The organism is Vogesella sp. LIG4 (genome assembly GCF_900090205.1).
GTDB lineage: Bacteria > Pseudomonadota > Gammaproteobacteria > Burkholderiales > Chromobacteriaceae > Vogesella.
Genome location: NZ_LT607802.1, coordinates 2,047,024 through 2,063,586 on the forward strand (window position 1 = coordinate 2,047,024; position 16,563 = coordinate 2,063,586).

The 16,563-nt window shown below is 66.6% G+C and carries 16 protein-coding genes; 9 read left to right on the forward strand and 7 right to left on the reverse strand.

Translation table 11 applies throughout. The features are described 5' to 3' along the window. Positions 1-107: 107 nt before the first annotated feature. Positions 108-1,076, reverse strand: a complete 969-nt coding sequence (locus PSELUDRAFT_RS09690) for a diguanylate cyclase (protein WP_088966647.1) — start codon at positions 1,074-1,076, stop codon at positions 108-110. A gap of 223 nt (positions 1,077-1,299) precedes the next feature. Between PSELUDRAFT_RS09690 and glyQ the strand changes: the two genes are divergently transcribed. The 9 genes from glyQ (at position 1,300) to mpl (ending at position 10,917) form a co-directional block, all read left to right on the forward strand. Further along, complete coding sequence (gene glyQ / locus PSELUDRAFT_RS09695; RefSeq protein ID WP_088966648.1) at positions 1,300-2,190, forward strand: glycine--tRNA ligase subunit alpha; 891 nt, start codon at positions 1,300-1,302, stop codon at positions 2,188-2,190. Between the two features lie 4 nt (positions 2,191-2,194). Then, positions 2,195-2,662, forward strand: coding sequence for a surface-adhesin E family protein (locus tag PSELUDRAFT_RS09700; protein WP_088966649.1), 468 nt, complete (start codon positions 2,195-2,197; stop codon positions 2,660-2,662). Positions 2,663-2,664: 2 nt separating this feature from the next. After that, a complete protein-coding gene (glyS, locus tag PSELUDRAFT_RS09705) occupies positions 2,665-4,731 on the forward strand; it encodes a glycine--tRNA ligase subunit beta (RefSeq protein WP_197693955.1) in 2,067 nt (688 codons plus the stop codon). Positions 4,732-4,813: 82 nt separating this feature from the next. Continuing rightward, on the forward strand, positions 4,814-5,356 hold the full coding sequence (gene gmhB, locus PSELUDRAFT_RS09710) for a D-glycero-beta-D-manno-heptose 1,7-bisphosphate 7-phosphatase (protein WP_088966651.1): 543 nt from the start codon (positions 4,814-4,816) through the stop codon (positions 5,354-5,356). Between the two features lie 6 nt (positions 5,357-5,362). Next, the gene (locus PSELUDRAFT_RS09715; RefSeq protein ID WP_088966652.1) at positions 5,363-6,133 is read left to right on the forward strand and encodes a 1-acyl-sn-glycerol-3-phosphate acyltransferase; all 771 of its coding nucleotides are present in this window, start codon (positions 5,363-5,365) and stop codon (positions 6,131-6,133) included. Further along, the gene (locus tag PSELUDRAFT_RS09720) at positions 6,093-6,806 is read left to right on the forward strand and encodes a M48 family metallopeptidase (protein WP_088966653.1); all 714 of its coding nucleotides are present in this window, start codon (positions 6,093-6,095) and stop codon (positions 6,804-6,806) included. Before PSELUDRAFT_RS09715 ends, PSELUDRAFT_RS09720 begins: the two co-directional genes overlap by 41 nt. Before the next feature lie 104 nt (positions 6,807-6,910). Beyond that, positions 6,911-7,300, forward strand: a complete 390-nt coding sequence (gene gloA / locus PSELUDRAFT_RS09725; protein ID WP_088966654.1) for a lactoylglutathione lyase — start codon at positions 6,911-6,913, stop codon at positions 7,298-7,300. 195 nt (positions 7,301-7,495) lie between these two features. After that, entirely contained in the window at positions 7,496-8,887 is a 1,392-nt protein-coding gene (locus tag PSELUDRAFT_RS09730) for a sodium:proton antiporter (RefSeq protein ID WP_088966655.1), read from the forward strand. A 650-nt stretch (positions 8,888-9,537) separates the two neighbouring features. Continuing rightward, on the forward strand, positions 9,538-10,917 hold the full coding sequence (mpl, locus tag PSELUDRAFT_RS09735; protein ID WP_088966656.1) for a UDP-N-acetylmuramate:L-alanyl-gamma-D-glutamyl-meso-diaminopimelate ligase: 1,380 nt from the start codon (positions 9,538-9,540) through the stop codon (positions 10,915-10,917). Positions 10,918-11,025: 108 nt separating this feature from the next. Here the strand turns inward: mpl and PSELUDRAFT_RS09740 are convergent, their stop codons facing one another. From PSELUDRAFT_RS09740 to PSELUDRAFT_RS09765, 6 genes are all read right to left on the reverse strand, one after another. Continuing rightward, on the reverse strand, positions 11,026-12,885 hold the full coding sequence (locus PSELUDRAFT_RS09740) for a sensor domain-containing diguanylate cyclase (protein WP_088966657.1): 1,860 nt from the start codon (positions 12,883-12,885) through the stop codon (positions 11,026-11,028). Beyond that, the gene (locus PSELUDRAFT_RS09745) at positions 12,882-13,382 is read right to left on the reverse strand and encodes a PilZ domain-containing protein (RefSeq protein ID WP_157725073.1); all 501 of its coding nucleotides are present in this window, start codon (positions 13,380-13,382) and stop codon (positions 12,882-12,884) included. The genes PSELUDRAFT_RS09740 and PSELUDRAFT_RS09745 overlap by 4 nt, the downstream gene beginning before the upstream one ends. 11 nt (positions 13,383-13,393) lie before the next feature. After that, positions 13,394-14,242 (reverse strand): phosphoserine phosphatase SerB, encoded by an 849-nt coding sequence (serB, locus tag PSELUDRAFT_RS09750; protein ID WP_088966658.1) that lies wholly within the window; start codon positions 14,240-14,242, stop codon positions 13,394-13,396. Positions 14,243-14,305: 63 nt separating this feature from the next. Beyond that, a complete protein-coding gene (locus PSELUDRAFT_RS09755) occupies positions 14,306-14,782 on the reverse strand; it encodes a DoxX family protein (protein WP_231895352.1) in 477 nt (158 codons plus the stop codon). Further along, the gene (locus tag PSELUDRAFT_RS09760; protein WP_162291248.1) at positions 14,776-15,531 is read right to left on the reverse strand and encodes a DUF2063 domain-containing protein; all 756 of its coding nucleotides are present in this window, start codon (positions 15,529-15,531) and stop codon (positions 14,776-14,778) included. Before PSELUDRAFT_RS09760 ends, PSELUDRAFT_RS09755 begins: the two co-directional genes overlap by 7 nt. Beyond that, positions 15,528-16,367 carry a DUF692 domain-containing protein gene (locus PSELUDRAFT_RS09765; RefSeq protein WP_088966660.1) on the reverse strand — a complete coding sequence of 280 codons (840 nt, stop codon included), beginning with the start codon at positions 16,365-16,367 and terminating at the stop codon, positions 15,528-15,530. The genes PSELUDRAFT_RS09760 and PSELUDRAFT_RS09765 overlap by 4 nt, the downstream gene beginning before the upstream one ends. Positions 16,368-16,563 lie beyond the last annotated feature (196 nt).

Here is a 16,563-nt window from a genome sequence, read left to right on the forward strand (position 1 = left end):
CCGGCAAGGTGGGCACCATTTTTCATGCGCGATAGGTAGGGGGCGCAAAGCGGTGTTCCGTCATGTTCAGGCAGGGGGAGGCCGCAGGCTGTGCCTACGGCAGGAGCTTACTGGCCGGGGAAATCCAGCGGCAGGTCGGGGCTGAATACCGCGCCGCTGTTGAAGGCGCTGTGCAGGCCGTCGCCCACCACGCAATTGCGACCGCTGCGCTTGGCGTGGTACAGCCGCTGGTCGGCTTTCTGCAGCAGGCTGGCAGCCTGTTGTTGCGGCAGCGGGCTGCAACCGGCCACGCCGACGCTGATTGTGACGAAGCCGGATACGCTGGAGCCGGGGTGTGGGATCGCCAGCCGCTCGATATTGCGGCGCAGGGTTTCCATCAGCAGCCAGGCGCCGTCCGCCGGGGTGGCCGGCAGCAGCACCACGAATTCCTCGCCGCCGTAGCGGGCGGCAAAGTCGGTGCTGCGCTGCAGGCTGGTGGAGATGGTGCGCGCCACCTGGCGCAGCACGTTGTCGCCACGGGCGTGGCCCAGGCAGTCGTTGTACTGTTTGAAGCAGTCCACGTCGATCACCGCTACCGACAGCTCGCTGCCGCCGCGTACCGCGTGATCCCATTCCGCCTGCAGCGTGCTGTCCAGCTGGCGGCGGTTGGGCAGCTCGGTCAGGCCGTCGATATTGGCCAGTGCTTCCAGCATGCGGCGCTGGCGTTCCAGCTTGAGATGGGTGGCGACGCGCGCCCTGACGGTGATCGGGTTGAGCGGCTTGGTGATGTAGTCGACGGCGCCGAATTCCAGGCCGCGCGCCTCGTCCTCGGCGCTGTTGAGCGCGGTGACGAACATCACCGGGATGTGCTTGGTGCGCACGTCGGCCTGCAGGCGCTGCAGTACCGCGTAGCCGTCGAGGCCGGGCAGGATCACGTCCAGCAGGATCAGGTCCGGCTGCTGCTCCAGCGCCAGGCGCAATGCATCCTGGCCATTGTCGGCGGTAAGCACGCGATGATCCGGCTGCAGCAATCCCTGCAGCAGATGCAGATTGATCTCGACGTCATCGACGACAAGTATGGTCTGGATCGGATTCATCGGCTCTGGTCCGGTTGGAAGCGGAGCACTTTACCATGAGCGCAAACGCTGTGAAGCTGACAATGATCATGGCATGTAGATAAATGTGTCTTTTGTATCGGAAATGTCATGAAGTGGCTGCCGGGGCCGCCGGGCGGTGCGGCCAACCGCAAACGGTTTTCCCGTGATTGCGTAAACGGTTAGAATCCCTTTCTGTCTCTCAATCCATCAATCGTTTCGCCACATGCTCACTTTTCAGGAAATCATCCTTACCCTGCAGCACTACTGGAACCGTCAGGGCTGCATCCTGCTCCAGCCGTACGATACCGAAGTGGGCGCAGGCACCTCGCATACCGCCACCTTCCTGCGCGCGCTGGGCCCGGAACCGTGGAGTGCTGCCTACGTGCAGCCCAGCCGCCGCCCCAAGGACGGCCGCTACGGCGAGAACCCGAACCGCCTGTTCCAGCATCACCAGTTCCAGGTCGTGCTCAAGCCGTCGCCGTCCAATATCCAGGAGCTGTACCTGGGTTCGCTGAAGGAACTGGGCATCGACCCGGCGGTGCATGACATCCGCTTCGTGGAAGACGACTGGGAAAACCCGACCCTGGGCGCCTGGGGCCTGGGCTGGGAAGTGTGGCTCAACGGCATGGAAGTGACGCAGTTCACCTACTTCCAGCAGGTGGGCGGCCTGGATTGCAAGCCGGTGCTGGGCGAGATCACCTACGGCCTGGAGCGCCTGGCGATGTACCTGCAGGACATCGAGAACGTGTACCAGCTGGTGTGGACCTACCTGCCGGACGGCACCCCGGTGACCTATGGCGACGTGTTCTTCCAGAACGAGTTCGAACAGTCCAGGTTCGCCTTCGAGGAAAGCAATGTCGAGCTGCTGTTCAAGCAGTTCACCGACTACGAAGCCGAAGCCAAGCGCATGCTGGAAGCCGGCCTGCCGCTGCCGGGCTACGAGATGATCCTCAAGGCTGGCCACAGCTTCAACCTGCTGGACGCCCGCGGCGCCATTTCGGTGACCGAGCGTGCCGCCTACATCGGCCGCATCCGCAACCTGGCGCGTGGCGTGGCGCAAGCCTACTACGACGCCCGCGAAGCGCTGGGCTTCCCGATGTGCAAGAAAGCCTGATTGCATGAAGACGTGGGCAAGCCTCTTCGTCATCCTGGTGCTGCTGGGCGTGATGAGCTGGTACTGGCAGAGCTGGGACCGCAACCCCGAGCAAAAGGGCAAGTTCCAGGTTTACCAGTCCAGCGACAAGCTGGAGCTGTCGCTGGACCTGGACGCCATTGCCAATGTCAACGAAGGGTTTGTCCGTTTCGTCAACCAGGAGCGCTTTGCGGCCACCAAGCAGGAGCCCGGTCTTGGCATCAGCTACCAGGTTCGCCGCCTGGAAGGCCGCGCCGACTGCAAGACCAGGCAATACGCCTTCGTGAACACCTCCTACTGGAGTGCCGAAGGCAAGCACATCTACACCCAGATGTTCCAGTTGCAGCGATTCAACTGGACCTTCGTCCCGGTGGAACCGGATTCCATTGCCGACACCATGCTGCAGATCGTCTGCCGCATGGCTCCCGAAGCGCCCCGACAGAACATTGAATGATCATGACCCAAACCGCGACCCTGCTGATTGAACTGCTGACCGAAGAACTGCCGCCGAAGGCGCTGGAAAAACTGGCGGCCAGCTTTGCCGATACCATTACCGACGAACTGAAAAAACTGCAGTTCGTGGCTGCCGATGTTGCGGCCAACGTCTACGCCAGCCCGCGCCGGCTGGCGGTGCAGATTCCGGCCGTGGCCGGCATCCAGCCGGACCAGCACATCGTGCGCCGCGGCCCGGCCGTGGCCGCCGGCATGAAGGACGGCCAGCCCACCCCGGCACTGGCCGGTTTCGCCCGCTCCTGCGGCGTGGAAGTGAGCCAGCTCACCACCGCGCACGACGGCAAGCAGGACGTATACGCCTACGAATCCACCAAGGCAGGCGAAAGCCTGGGCGCGGTGCTGGCCGGCATCGTGACCACCGCGCTGAAAAAGCTGCCGGCGCCCAAGCTGATGCGCTGGGGCGACCTGGACGTGCAGTTCGTGCGCCCGGTGCACGGCCTGGTGATGCTGCATGGCGACGCGCAGATCGACGGCGAGGTGCTGGGGCTGCAGAGCCGCACCATCACCCGCGGCCACCGCTTCCTGTCCAGCGGTGACGTTGCCATTGCCAACGCCGATGCCTACGCCCGCACCCTGGCGGAAGAGGGCAAGGTGATTGCCAGCTTCAGCGCCCGCCGCGAGCTGATCGGCCACAAACTGGCCGAAGCCGCTGCCCGCCTGGGCGCCACCATCGCCGCGCCGGATGCGCTGTTCGATGAGGTGACCGCACTGGTGGAATGGCCGGTGGTGCTGGAAGCCGGCTTCGAGGCCGAATTCCTGGGCGTGCCGCAGGAATGCCTGATCCTGACCATGCAGCAGAACCAGAAATACTTCCCGCTGCTGGACGCGCAGGGCAAGCTGATCAACCGCTTCCTGCTGGTGTCCAACCTTGAAACCGCCGACCCGCGCTACATCGTGGGCGGCAACGAGCGCGTACTGCGCGCGCGCCTGTCCGACGCCAAGTTCTTCTACGAGCAGGATCAGAAGCAGCGCCTGGACAGCCGCCTGCCGCGCCTGGAACACGTGGTCTACCACAACAAGATCGGCAACCAGCTGGAGCGCGTTACCCGCCTGTCCAGCATTGCCGCCGGCATTGCCCATGCGCTGGGCGCCGACAGCTCGCTGGCCGGCCGCGCCGGTTATCTCGCCAAGGCCGACCTGGTGACCGACATGGTGGGCGAATTCCCCGAGCTGCAGGGCATCATGGGCCGCTACTACGCGCGCCTGGATGGCGAGGACGACGTGGTGGCCGATGCCATCGAAGGCCACTACCACCCGCGCTTTGCCGGTGACAGCCTGCCGCAGGGCGCCATCGCCACCGCCGTAGCACTGGCCGACAAGCTGGAAACCATCGTCGGCATCTGGGGCATCGGCCTGATTCCGACCGGCGACAAGGACCCGTTCGCGCTGCGCCGCGCCGCACTTGGCGTGCTGCGCATGGTGCTGGAAGCGCCGCTGGACCTGAAAGCGCTGCTGAACACCACCGCTGCCGCCTTCCCGGCCGGCCTGCTGTCCGCCAGCGTGGTGGACGAAGTGCATACCTTCTGCCTGGAACGCCTGAAGAACTACCTGGCCGCCGACTACAAGTCCGACGAGATCGACGCCGTGCTGGCGCAGGCGCCGAGCGTGCTGAACGAAGTGCCGGCGGTGCTGGCCGCAGTGGCCGCGTTCAAGGCGCTGCCGGAAGCCGCCGCACTGGCTGCGGCCAACAAGCGGGTGAAGAACATCCTGAAAAAGGCCGAGGGCGAGATTGCCGCCGTCAGCCCGGCGCTGTTTGCCGAGGATGCCGAGCGCGCGCTGTTCGCCGCGGTGGAAACACTGGCGCCGGCAGTGGACGCCCAGTTCGCCGCCCACGACTTTGCCGGTGCGCTGACCCAGCTGGCTTCGCTGCGTGCGCCGGTGGATGCCTTCTTCGATGGCGTGATGGTGATGGCCGACGACCTGGCCGTGCGCGGCAACCGCATCGCACTGCTGGCAAGGTTGGCCGCATTGTTCAACCGCGTGGCGGACATCTCGCTGCTGGCGGAATAAAGCCGGTTTGCCTCCTGTGCCATGGCAGTGCCTTCTGGGACTGGCGTGGCGCGGGAGGCAGGAATTTGGTTAAAAGGGAACCATGAAACTCGTCATCCTCGACCGTGACGGCGTGATCAACGAAGATCGCGACGATTTCGTCAAGAACACCATGGAATGGCTGCCGCTGCCGCGCAGCTGCGACGCCATCGCCAACCTCACCCAGGCGGGCTGGCACGTGGTGGTGGCCACCAACCAGTCCGGCATCGGCCGCGGGCTGTTCGACATGCATTCGCTCAACGCCATGCACGAGAAGATGCACCGGCTGGTGAACCAGGCCGGCGGGCGCATCGACGCGGTGGTGTTCTGCCCGCATGTGGCCGACGACAACTGCCGCTGCCGCAAGCCGGAGCCGGGCATGGTGGAAGAGATCATGGAGCGCTTCAACGTGCGCGGCGAGGGCCTGCCGCTGATCGGCGACAGCCTGCGCGACCTGCAGGCGGTGGCCGCGGTGGGCGGCCTGCCCATCCTGGTGCGCAGCGGCAAGGGCCTGCGCACGCTGGAAAAGGGCGGTTTGCCGGAAGGCACCCTGGTATTCGACGACCTGTTCGATGCCGCCGACTACCTGATCAACCTCGAAGACTGACATCGCATGCTGCTTGTTCGAAACCTGCTGTACTGGCTGCTGGTTGCCGTATCCACCCCGATCTTCTTCGGCCTGCTGCTGCTGTCCGCGCCGCTGCCGCGCCGCACCCGCCACGTATTCGGCCAGAGCTGGGCGCGGCTGCTCACCTGGGCGCTGTGGCATATCGTCGGCCTGCGCTACCGGGTAATCGGCGAGGAAAACATCCTCTCCGAGCCGGCCATCATCTGCGCCAAGCACCAGTCCGGCTGGGAAACGCTGTCGCTGCAGAAGATCTTTCCGGCACAGATCTTCGTCGCCAAGCAGGAACTGCTGTGGATTCCGTTCTTCGGCTGGGGCCTGGCGCTGATGAACCCGATCACCATCAACCGCTCCGACCGCAGCAATGCCAATAACCGCATGCTCAAGCAGGGCCTGAACCGCAAGAAGCACGGCTTCTGGATCAGCGTGTTTCCGGAAGGCACCCGCGTGCGCCCGGGCCTGCGCGGCAAGTACAAGATGGGGGCTGCGCGCATGGCGCGCCAGCTGGACATGCCGCTGGTGCCGGTGGCGCACAATGCCGGCGAATTCTGGCCGCGCAATGCCTTCCTGAAGCATCCGGGCGAGATCACCGTGGTGATCGGCCCGGCCATCCGTCCGCAGGACTACGCCGGTCCCGAAGCCATGACCCGCGCCGCCGAGGAGTGGATCGAAGCGCGTCAGCGCGAGATCGGCGGCGTCGGCCCGTTTGCTCATCCCGATGAACGCAAGGCACGGCGCGCTCACTCTCACGCTGCCTGACGGCCCGGTAGCGGTACGCCTGACGCGACGCCAGCGGCAGAGCGTGGGCATACGCATCCAGCGCGGCGAGGTGGAAGTCATCGCGCCGCCCGGCGTCAGCCTGGCCTATCTGCAGGAAGTGCTGGCGAAAAAGCGCGACTGGATCGCCGGCCACCTGGCGCGGCACCGCGACAGCGCTGGCCAGCAGGTGGCTCATCCCGACATGGTGCTGTTCGCCGGCGAGAACCTGCAGCTGCACTGCCATGCCGCGCAGCGCATCAGCGCGCGGGTGGAAGGCAGCGCGCTGCACCTGGCCGGGCCGCAGCTGGAACTGCCGGCGCGCCGGCAGGCGGCGCTGGTGTCCTGGCTGCAGCGCGAAGCCAAGCGGCGCTTTGCCGAGCGCCTGCAGCTGTGGCTGCCACGTGCGGCGCGGCCGCTGTCCGGCTGGGCGCTGTCCGGCGCGCGCAGCCGCTGGGGCAGCTGCTCCGGCCGCGGCGTGGTGCGCCTCAACTGGCGGCTGGTGCAGGCGCCGCCGGCCATCCTCGATTACGTGATCGCCCATGAGCTGGCACACCTGCTGCACATGAACCATTCCAAGGCTTTCTGGGCCGAAGTGGAACGGCTGTACCCCGGCTGGCAGGGGGCGCGCCAGTGGCTGAAACAGCATGGCGAAAGCCTGTTCCACCACGGCTGAACCGAGTGTTTTCGCCGTCACGGCTTGCCGCCGCGCCGGGTGCCCCCATCTACTGTTGTGACTGAACTGCCGCTGCGTGCGGCCAACCTTTTGCGGAGAAATCCATGCGCCTTCTGCACACCATGATCCGTGTCGGCAACCTTGAACATTCGCTGGCGTTTTACACCGAAGTGCTGGGCATGAAGCTGCTGCGCAAGCAAAACTACCCGGACGGCCGCTTTACCCTGGCCTTTGTCGGCTATGGCGAAGAGGATAGCAACAGCGTGATCGAGCTGACCCACAACTGGGATACCGACAGCTACGAGCTGGGCAATGCCTTCGGCCACCTGGCGGTGGAAGTGGACGATGCCTACGCCACCTGTGAAGCGGTGCGCGCCAAGGGCGGCAAGGTGGTACGCGAGGCCGGCCCGATGAAGCATGGCACCACGGTAATCGCCTTCGTCGAGGACCCGGACGGCTACAAGATCGAGTTCATCCAGAAGGGCAGCCATTAAGCGCCCGCCGCCAACGTTGGCCGCAAGCGCTTCCAACCCCGGCATTGCCGGGGTTTTGTTTTTGCTGCCGCCATGATGGCCAGGGTGGGGAGTTCCGGCCGCCGGCGAGGCCCGGATGACTTTGCCCGCCGCGCCACACGCCCTATCATCATGAAGCCGGCATGCGCGGCGCTACCGTAATAACAAGGAAAACCCATGAACCGACTGCTTTGCTGCCTGGCACTGCTGGCCATGCCCGCGCTGGCGCAGGCTGCCACGCTGGATGGCGCCAGCCTGAGCCTGGCCTGGGGGCTGCCGTTTGCCGGCATCCTGCTGTCCATCGCGCTGTTCCCGATTGTTGCGCCCGGCATCTGGCACCATCACTTCGGCAAGATCACCGCCGCCTGGACTGCGCTGTTCCTGCTGCCGTTCGCCGCCGGCTTTGGCGCCGGCAGCACTGCCGCGCTGGTGGTGCATGCGCTACTGGCCGAGTTCATCCCCTTCCTGGTGCTGCTGTTCGCGCTGTACACCGTGTCCGGCGGCATCCTGGTGTGGGGCACGCTGCGCGGCTCGCCGGCGCTGAATACCGGCCTGCTGGCACTGGGCGCGCTGCTGGCGTCGATCATGGGCACCACCGGCGCCGCCATGCTGCTGATCCGCCCCATCCTCAAGGCCAATGCCCGGCGCCGCCACAATGTGCACGTGGTGGTGTTCTTCATCTTCCTGGTGGCCAATATCGGCGGCGGGTTGACGCCGCTGGGCGACCCGCCGCTGTTCCTCGGCTTCCTGAAAGGGGTGGATTTCTTCTGGACCCTGCGCGCCATGGCGCTGCCGGTGCTGCTGCTGGTGGCGGTGCTGCTGGCGCTGTTCTATGCGCTGGACAGCTATTACTTCCGCAAGGAAGGCCCGCTGCCACACGAGCAGGCACCGGAGGCGCTGAAGCTGTACGGGCTGCGCAATGTGCCGCTGCTGCTGGCCATCATCGGCGCAGTGCTGCTGTCCGGCTTCTGGCAGCCGGGCGTGAGCTTCGACATCCTGGGTACGCCGCTGGCGCTACAGAACCTGGTGCGCGATGTGCTGCTGCTGCTGATTGCCGCCATATCGCTGCGCATCACCCCGCGCCAGGTGCGCGCCGGCAACGAGTTCAACTGGGCGCCGATGCTGGAAGTGGGCAAGCTGTTTGCCGGCATCTTCGTCACCATCGCGCCGGTAATCGCCATTCTGCAGGCTGGCGCACACGGCCAGCTGGCGCCGCTGGTACAGCTGGTGAGTGCGGCTGACGGCGCACCGGCCAACGGCATGTACTTCTGGATGACCGGCCTGCTGTCGGCGTTTCTGGATAACGCGCCCACCTACCTGGTGTTCTTCAACCTGGCCTCCGGCGATGCGGCGCAGCTGATGGGCCCGCTGGCGCACACGCTGCTGGCCATTTCCTGCGGGGCGGTGTTCATGGGTGCGCTCAGCTACATAGGCAATGCGCCCAACTTCATGGTGAAGGCCATCGCCGAACAACGCGGCATCGCCATGCCCGGCTTCTTCGGCTACCTGCTGTGGTCCGGGGCGATCCTGCTGCCGCTGTTCCTGCTGCTGGGGTGGGTGTTTTTCTGAGGTGTGGTTCACCCCGGCAGCTGTAGGGCGGGTTGGCCGCAGGCCATACCCGCGCGAGGTTGGTGGTTTGCGCGGGTATGAACCCTTGGTTCAACCCGCCCTACCGTTGGCGGCGCCACCCGTAGATATGGAACAAAAACGTTGGCCGCATAAGCACGCACAAAGAATGCGGCCAACGTTGTGTAGCGCCAGAGCTGCCCCACGGGGAGCGCCGGCAAAAACGGTATCCGCAAGGTTTTAAGCGGCCGCTTTGTTTGAGCCGCGCGACGGTAGCGCGCGGCGAGTTCGGCCGCGCCTTGCGGGTGCCGTTTTTGGCGGGGTTTCGCGGACCATTGGGGCGAGCGGGGTCGCGAGGGGGCGGCGGTACGCCCCCTGGCCCGTCCGCCGGGCGGAACCGGCGACTTCAAACCATTATCCGCGCAGCGGATTCCACACCCGATAACACCAACAACGCGACGCGGTAAACGTTGGGCTTCGCTACGCTCAACCCAACCTACGTGGCTACGCTCAACCCAACCTGCACGCTGCTACGTGAGCAGGGCAGGGCCCGGCGACAGCGGACGCGCCACCACCCAGGGTTGGCCGCATGCGGCCAAGCCTGCCGCTTTGCGGTATGCTTGCCCCTTTCCCGAATTCTTCGCTTCACCATCATGCATATCCACATTCTCGGCATCTGCGGCACCTTCATGGGCGGCATCGCTGCCATCGCCAAGGCGGCGGGTCACAAGGTGACCGGCTGCGACGCCAACGTCTACCCGCCGATGAGCACCCAGCTGGAAGCCATGGGCATCGAGCTGATGCAGGGCTTTGGCGCCGAACAGGCGGACATCGGCGCCGACGTGTTCGTGATCGGCAACGTGGTGACCCGCGGCAAGCCGCTGATGGAAGAAATCATGAACCGCGGCCTGCCGTACATCTCCGGCCCGCAGTGGCTGGCGGAGAACGTGCTGCACGACAAATGGGTGCTGGCGGTGGCCGGTACCCACGGCAAGACCACCACCACCTCGATGCTGGCGTGGATCCTGCAGGATGCCGGCCTGGAGCCGGGCTTCCTGATCGGCGGCATCCCGGAAAACTTCGGCATCTCCGCGCGCCTGCCGGGCGCGCCGCGCCAGGATGCGGCCAGCACCAGCCCCTTCTTCGTGATCGAGGCCGACGAGTACGACACCGCCTTCTTCGACAAGCGCAGCAAGTTCGTGCACTACCATCCGCGCACCGCGGTGCTGAACAACCTGGAGTTCGACCACGCCGACATCTTTGCCGACCTGGCGGCCATCGAAACCCAGTTCCATCACCTGGTGCGTACCGTGCCGGGCAATGGCCTGATCGTGGCCAACGGCCGCGAGCAGAGCCTGCAGCGCGTGCTGGAGCGCGGCTGCTGGAGCCCGGTGGAGCAGTTCGGAACGGCTGCCGGCTGGCAGGCGGGCGAAGCGGATGCCGACGGCAGCTTCGACGTGCTGCTGCACGGCGAGAAGCTGGGCCGCGTGGTGTGGGACGTGCCGGGCGAGCACAACCGGCTCAACGCCGTGGCGGCCATCGCCGCCGCGCGCCACGTGGGCGTTACCCCGGCGCTGGCCATCGAGGCGCTGTCGCGCTTCAAGAGCGTGAAACGGCGCATGGAGGTGAAGGGCAGTGTGCGCGGCGTCACCGTGTACGACGACTTTGCCCATCACCCCACCGCCATCACCACCACTATTGCCGGCCTGCGCCACAAGGTTGGCCGCAAGCAGCGCATCCTGGCGGTGCTGGAGCCGCGCTCCAACACCATGAAGCTGGGCACCATGAAGGCAGCGCTGCCGGGTTCGCTGGCCGATGCCGACGAGGTGTTCTGCTACGGTGCGGCCAACCTGGGCTGGAGCGTGGACGAGGCGCTGGCGCCGCTGGGCGACAAGGCGCAGTGCTTTGACGATATCGATGCGCTGGTGGCCGCCATCGTGGCCGAGGCGCGCGACGGCGACCAGGTGCTGGTGATGAGTAACGGTGGCTTCGGCGGCATCCACGGCAAGCTGCTGACGGCGCTGGCGGGCTGACACGCTTGCATGCTCGATGGCGGATCGCCCCTGCGGGGCATCCGTCCTACGGAAACGACAATGCCCGGCGCTGCCGGGCATTGTCATTTTGCCGCTACTAACTGCTGTCTACGAATTGTCGCCGCGTGCGCTTTCCACCCGGTTGCGGCCGTTGCGCTTGGCGCGGTACATGGCGTGGTCGGCCTCTTTCAGCAGGTTGGACAGCTGGTCGCCGCTCAACTGGCGCTCGGCCACGCCGGCGGAGAAGGTCACCAGCAGCAGGTGCTCGTCCACCAGCTGCGGCTGTGCCGCCAGGCTGTCGCGCACCTTGTCCAGCAGTGCATGCGCTTCCAGCAGGTTGAAGCCGGGCAGGGCGATGGCGAATTCCTCGCCACCCAGGCGGCCGAACAGCGCCACCTCCGGTAGCAGCGCCACGATGGTGGCGGCGCTCTGGCGCAGCACGCTGTCGCCTACCGCGTGGCCGTAGTGGTCGTTGATGGACTTGAAGCGGTCCACGTCCAGCACCGCCACCGCAAACGGCTGCTGTTCGCGCCGCGCCTGCTCCAGCGCCTTGCCGGCATTGCTGAGGAAATGGCGGCGGTTGGCGATGCCGGTCAGGTCGTCGCGGGTGGCGCGCTGGTACAGCTCGTGCTGGGTGGATTGCAGCTGCACCAGGGTGCGCTCGGTGGTCTGCTTTTCCAGCTCCAGGCGCTGGGCGTGCAGCAGGCGTTCGGTAATGTCGACGAAGCTCAGCACGATGGCGCGCCGCTCGCGGAACAGCAGCTGGCGCATCGACAGCACCGTCCACAGCCGTTCCTCACCGCGGGTGATCAGCTCTACCTCGCGCTCGCTTACCGGCTGCTGTTCCTTGAGCTGTTGCAGCAGTTGCCGGTACTGCGCCGGGTCGGCAAACAGCTGCTCCAGCTCATGGCGGAACAGCGCCTGGCGCTGGTAGCCCAGCATGCGCAGCGCCGCTTCGTTCACGGTCAGCAGTGTTTGCTGTTCGGCATCCAGCATCAGCACGCCCACCTGCACGGTGTCGATCAGCGTCTGCTGGTCGCGCTGCTCGTCCACCAGCTTCAGCAGGCGCTCGCGCAGGCTGTTGTTGGTGAGGGTGAGCAGGTGGGTGGCCTGGGTCACTTCCACGCTGTGGCGGATGGCATAGCCGAGCTTGCGGTTGACGCGCACCACCAGCAACAGCAACAGCAGGCTGAGCAGCACCGCGCCGCCCACCAGGAACAGCGCGAACAGCATGAAGGGCCGCAGGTCCTCGCGCGGGTTGAACTGCACCGACAGCTGCAGCGGCACGGTGTTCAGGCTGCGGTGCTCGCTGTGGGTGTGCAGCAGCAGGCCGTTGTCGTGCGCGCTGTTGCGGGTGGCAAGGCGGTTGCCCTGCAAGTCCAGCAGGGCGAAATAGGGGCGCGGCAGCAGCAGCTCCGGGTCCAGCAGCGAGGTGAGGGTGACAAAGCCGGTGATGATGCGCGAGCACTCCTGCTTCAGCTCGGGGCACACCGACATGCTCACCTGCAGCCGGTCCGGGTTGTCCGGGGTGCTGGCCGGCAGCAGCAGCAGCTTGTCGATGTCCGGGTGCTGCGCCTGCAGTTGCAGCAAGGTATCGCGCGCAGCCGGCGACAGCGATTGCGGCGGGCCCAGCGGCTGGCTGAGCTGCTCGTTTTCCAGCAGCCACAGTTGGCCGCCTTCCAGCGGGTACAGGCTTACCGCCTGGCCGGCGAGGCCGGCATCCACCTGGCCGAACAGCTGCAGTTCGCGCTTGAGCGTGTCCAGCCGGGTATCCACCGAGCGGGTGGCCTGCTGCAGCCAGGCCTGCTGGCGCAGCTCCTGGCGCTGGTTCAGGCTGCTGGCGCGCTCGTACAGGATCTCGGCCACCAGCCACCACAGCAGGATCAGGAACAGCGCGGTGATCAGGCTATCCATCCAGCGCAGGCGGGAGTCGCGCTGGTCTATCGGTGTGGGCATATTGCTGATCATCGGCGCTTGCCCACCTGCTGGCGATGGCAGCGGAACACCCAGCGCTCCCAGCCCTGCTGTACCGCTTCCGGTACCGCGGCCCAGTCGGCGGTGAGCACGAAGCCCGCATCCTGAGCGTTGCACTGGCGGATGCTCACCGGCAGGTGCAGGGTCATGGCCGAATCCAGCCCGGTCTGCAGGCTCAGCAGCCACTGGCTGCCCACCGGCAGCGCGCTGTCCTGCCACCAGGCCAGGCTTTCCAGCCCGATGCGGCAGTCGCGCAGCGTCAGCGCCGGCGCCGGGCGGGCGCGCAGCGCCAGTTCCAGCGACAGGTCGAGCTTGGCCTCCAGCCGCTGCAGTTGCGCGCTGCCGTCGCCGGCATCGCCGGGGGCGGCGAGGACGGCCAGCGCCAGCCGGGTTTCCAGCAGCGCGCGCGCGGTCTGCTGCGCGTCGGCGCTGCTCAGCAGCAGGGGCAGCTGCGCATCGAAGCTGGCGGTATCGAGCTGGGGCAGGTTCACGGGTTGGCCGTTTACAGGAACAGTTTGCGAATGGCGTCCAGGCCGCAGACGTTCAGGCGATAGGCCGCCTGGGCGCGCACCACCGGCTTGGCATGGGCGGCAATGCCCACGCCGGCCTCGGCCAGCATGTTCAGGTCGTTGGCGCCATCGCCCACGGCGATCACCTGATCCGGGCGCAGGCCCAGTTCCTCGCGCTTGGCGATCAGCAGCCGGCGCTTGGCTTCGCCGTCCACGATATCGCCCAGCACGCGGCCGGTGAGTTTGCCATCGACCACTTCCAGCTGGTTGGCTGCAGTGTAGTCGAGATTCAGCTCGGCTTTCAGGCGCTCGGTAAAGTAGGTGAAGCCGCCGGAGACCAGCATGAACTTCACGCCGTATTCGCGGCAGTCGGCCAGCAGTTCGCGCGCGCCGGGCATCAGTTGCAGGCGCTGTTCGTACACCTGGGCCAGCGCGGCTTCCGGCAGGCCGGCCAGCAGCGCCACGCGCTCGCGCAGCGACTGGGTGAAGTCCAGCTCGCCGCGCATGGAGCGTTCGGTGATGGCCGCCACCTGCGGCTTGAGGCCCTGCATGTCGGCGACTTCGTCGATGCACTCGATGGTGATCAGCGTGGAATCCATGTCGGAGACCACCAGGCCGAAATCGGCGAACCGGCGCTCGGGGTCGACAAAGTTGGCATCCACGCCCAGCGCAGCGGCGCGCTCCAGCACCACCTCGCGCCGCGCCGGGTTACAGCCGGACACGCGGGCTACGCCGTCGTGGATGGCGGGCACGTTGGCCGCACCGGCCAGGATGGACAGTTCGGTAACGCGGGTGGGATCGAGGCGTGGGGACTGCAGAACGAGAATCTGGTTGGCGCTCATGGCGTGGCAAATCGATAGGGTTGGCTAGGAATTGCCGCCGATTATGCCACGCGTGGCGCTGCCTCAGCCAAACCGTTGTTTGATCAGCTGGTCCAGCGCCAACCGGCCGGGGCCGCCGGCCAGCAGCAGGGCCAGCATCATGCCCCACACCAGGTGGAATTCCAGCGCACGCGCATCCAGCCCGTGCCAGTAGCTGATCACCGCCATGAGGTTGAGCACGGTGAGCCCCAGCGCGGCAAAACGGCCAAACAGCCCGGCCACCAGCAGCGGCGGCAGCAGCAGCTCGCCGCCGGCGCCCATCACCGCCGCCAGCGCCGGGGGCAGCAGCGGCACGTGGTATTCCTCGGTGAACAGCAGCAGGGTGGTGTCCCAGTCCTCGAGCTTGGTCAGCCCGGACTTGATGAACACCTGCGCCAGGTACAGGCGCATGGCCAGCAGTGCCAGCGGCAGCAGCCAGCGCTCCAGCATGGTGGCGGCACGTTGGCCGCACAGTACGATGCGTTGCAGCATGGCTGGTTTCAGGATGGCGGGTTTCAGCATGATGGTTCCTCCACGGTGGACAGGCAGCCGTGCTGCAGCAATTGCAGCAGCGCCGCCTGCAGGTCGAACGCCGGGTTCAGTGCCAGGGCCGCGTCGGTGGCGGCCTCCAGCGCCTTGCCCTGCAACAGCAGGCTGGCAAAGCGGTAGCCGGCGGCATCCAGTGCTGTCAGCTGCATGCGGCCAACGTGGTCGCGGTACAGCAGCAGCGGCTGCGCCTGCTGCATGTCCACCACGGTGCGTTCGCCGCCCGGCTGGTGCCAGGCGTGAATGGCGGCCAGCGGCCAGCGCGTATCCAGCACATGGCAGGCCGGGTGGGGGCCAAAGCGCAGCGTGCCCCATTGCTGCGGCGGCATGCCGGCCAGCGTGGCCAGCTCGATGCACGGCGCATCCGGCGCGTAGTAGCCGCGGTGCAGCGCCCACTCCAGCCGCGCTACATCCGGCAGGTAGGGCAGCTCGGCACAATGCGGGAAGGCGGCGATGAAATCGGCCAGCGTGGCGCCGTAGTCGTGCAGGTTGCCGCTGGCAGAGGGCGTGTCGCGCACGTATTCGCGCGCCAGCGCTTCGAAGAATTCCTCGCCCAGCAACTGCCGGCAGATCGGGTAGACCTGCTCCAGCAGCGCCATCAGCCCCACGCGGTAATTGTTGCGGTATACCGCCAGCGCGGCAGCGGGAAAGCCGGGCTGCGGCGGGGTGTGCGGGTCGCGGATGGCGGCCAGCAGCGCCGCCTGCCACTCTGCGGCGGCGCTCATGCTGCGTGCTCCTGCAGGATGCGCTGCGCCTGTGCGGCTTCGGCCTGCAGCGTATCCAGCGGCGGGATGTCGATGTCCCATTCGATCAGCGTTGGCCGCGGCCCGAAGCGGGCGATCACCTGGCGGTACAGCGCCCACACTGCCGGGTACACCGGCTGGCTGTGGGTATCCACCAGCAGCGTGCTGCCGTCGTCGAACTGTCGCGTGCTGTAGCCGGCCAGGTGGATTTCGGCAATGGCGTCGCCGGGCAGTGCTTCCAGAAAGGCGGCCACGTCGGTGCCCAGGTTCTGCTGGTTGACGTAGAGGTTGTTGACGTCGAGCAGCAGGCCGCAGCCGGTGCGGCGCACCAGCTCGGCCAGGAATTCGGCCTCGCTCATGTCGTTGTGCGGGTACTGCAGGTAGGCGGACAGGTTTTCCAGCAGCAGCGGGCGGCCGATGGCGTCCTGCACCTGCTGTACGTTGGCCGCAACCCGCGTCAGCATGTCGCTGGTGTAGGCGATGGGCAGCAGGTCGTTGGCGTAGTGGCCGCCGGCATCGTGGTTGCAGGAAAGGTGCTCGGATACCGCCGCGGCCGGCACGGCAGCCAGCAGCCGGCGCAGCGCGGCCAGGTGTGCGGCATCGGGCGTGGCGGCGGAGCCCAGCCCCAGGCCGACGCCGTGCAGCGACAGCGGGTAGCGCTCGGCCAGCGTCTGCAGCATGGCCAGCGGCTGGCCGCCGGCAAAGAAGTTCTCGCTGTGCAGCTCCAGCCAGCCAAGCTCGGGCTGTTCGCTCAGCACCTGGCGGTAGTGCGGGTGGCGCAGGCCGATGCCGGCGCAGACGGGCAGGGTGGTGTACATGATGCGGACCGGGCGGGTGTCAGTGAGCCGGCGGCCTGAGCCGCCGGCGGTGAGTGTTGGCAAAGTCTTTTCGCTTAGCGAAAGGACTTTGTTTTGCAAACAGAAAGGCTGCCGGCTCAAAGACTTAGCAGAAGCGGCCCGGCTTTGCCGGGTCCGGCTGAGTGCAAATGGGTACTTTGTCTGCAGCCTGTGCCGC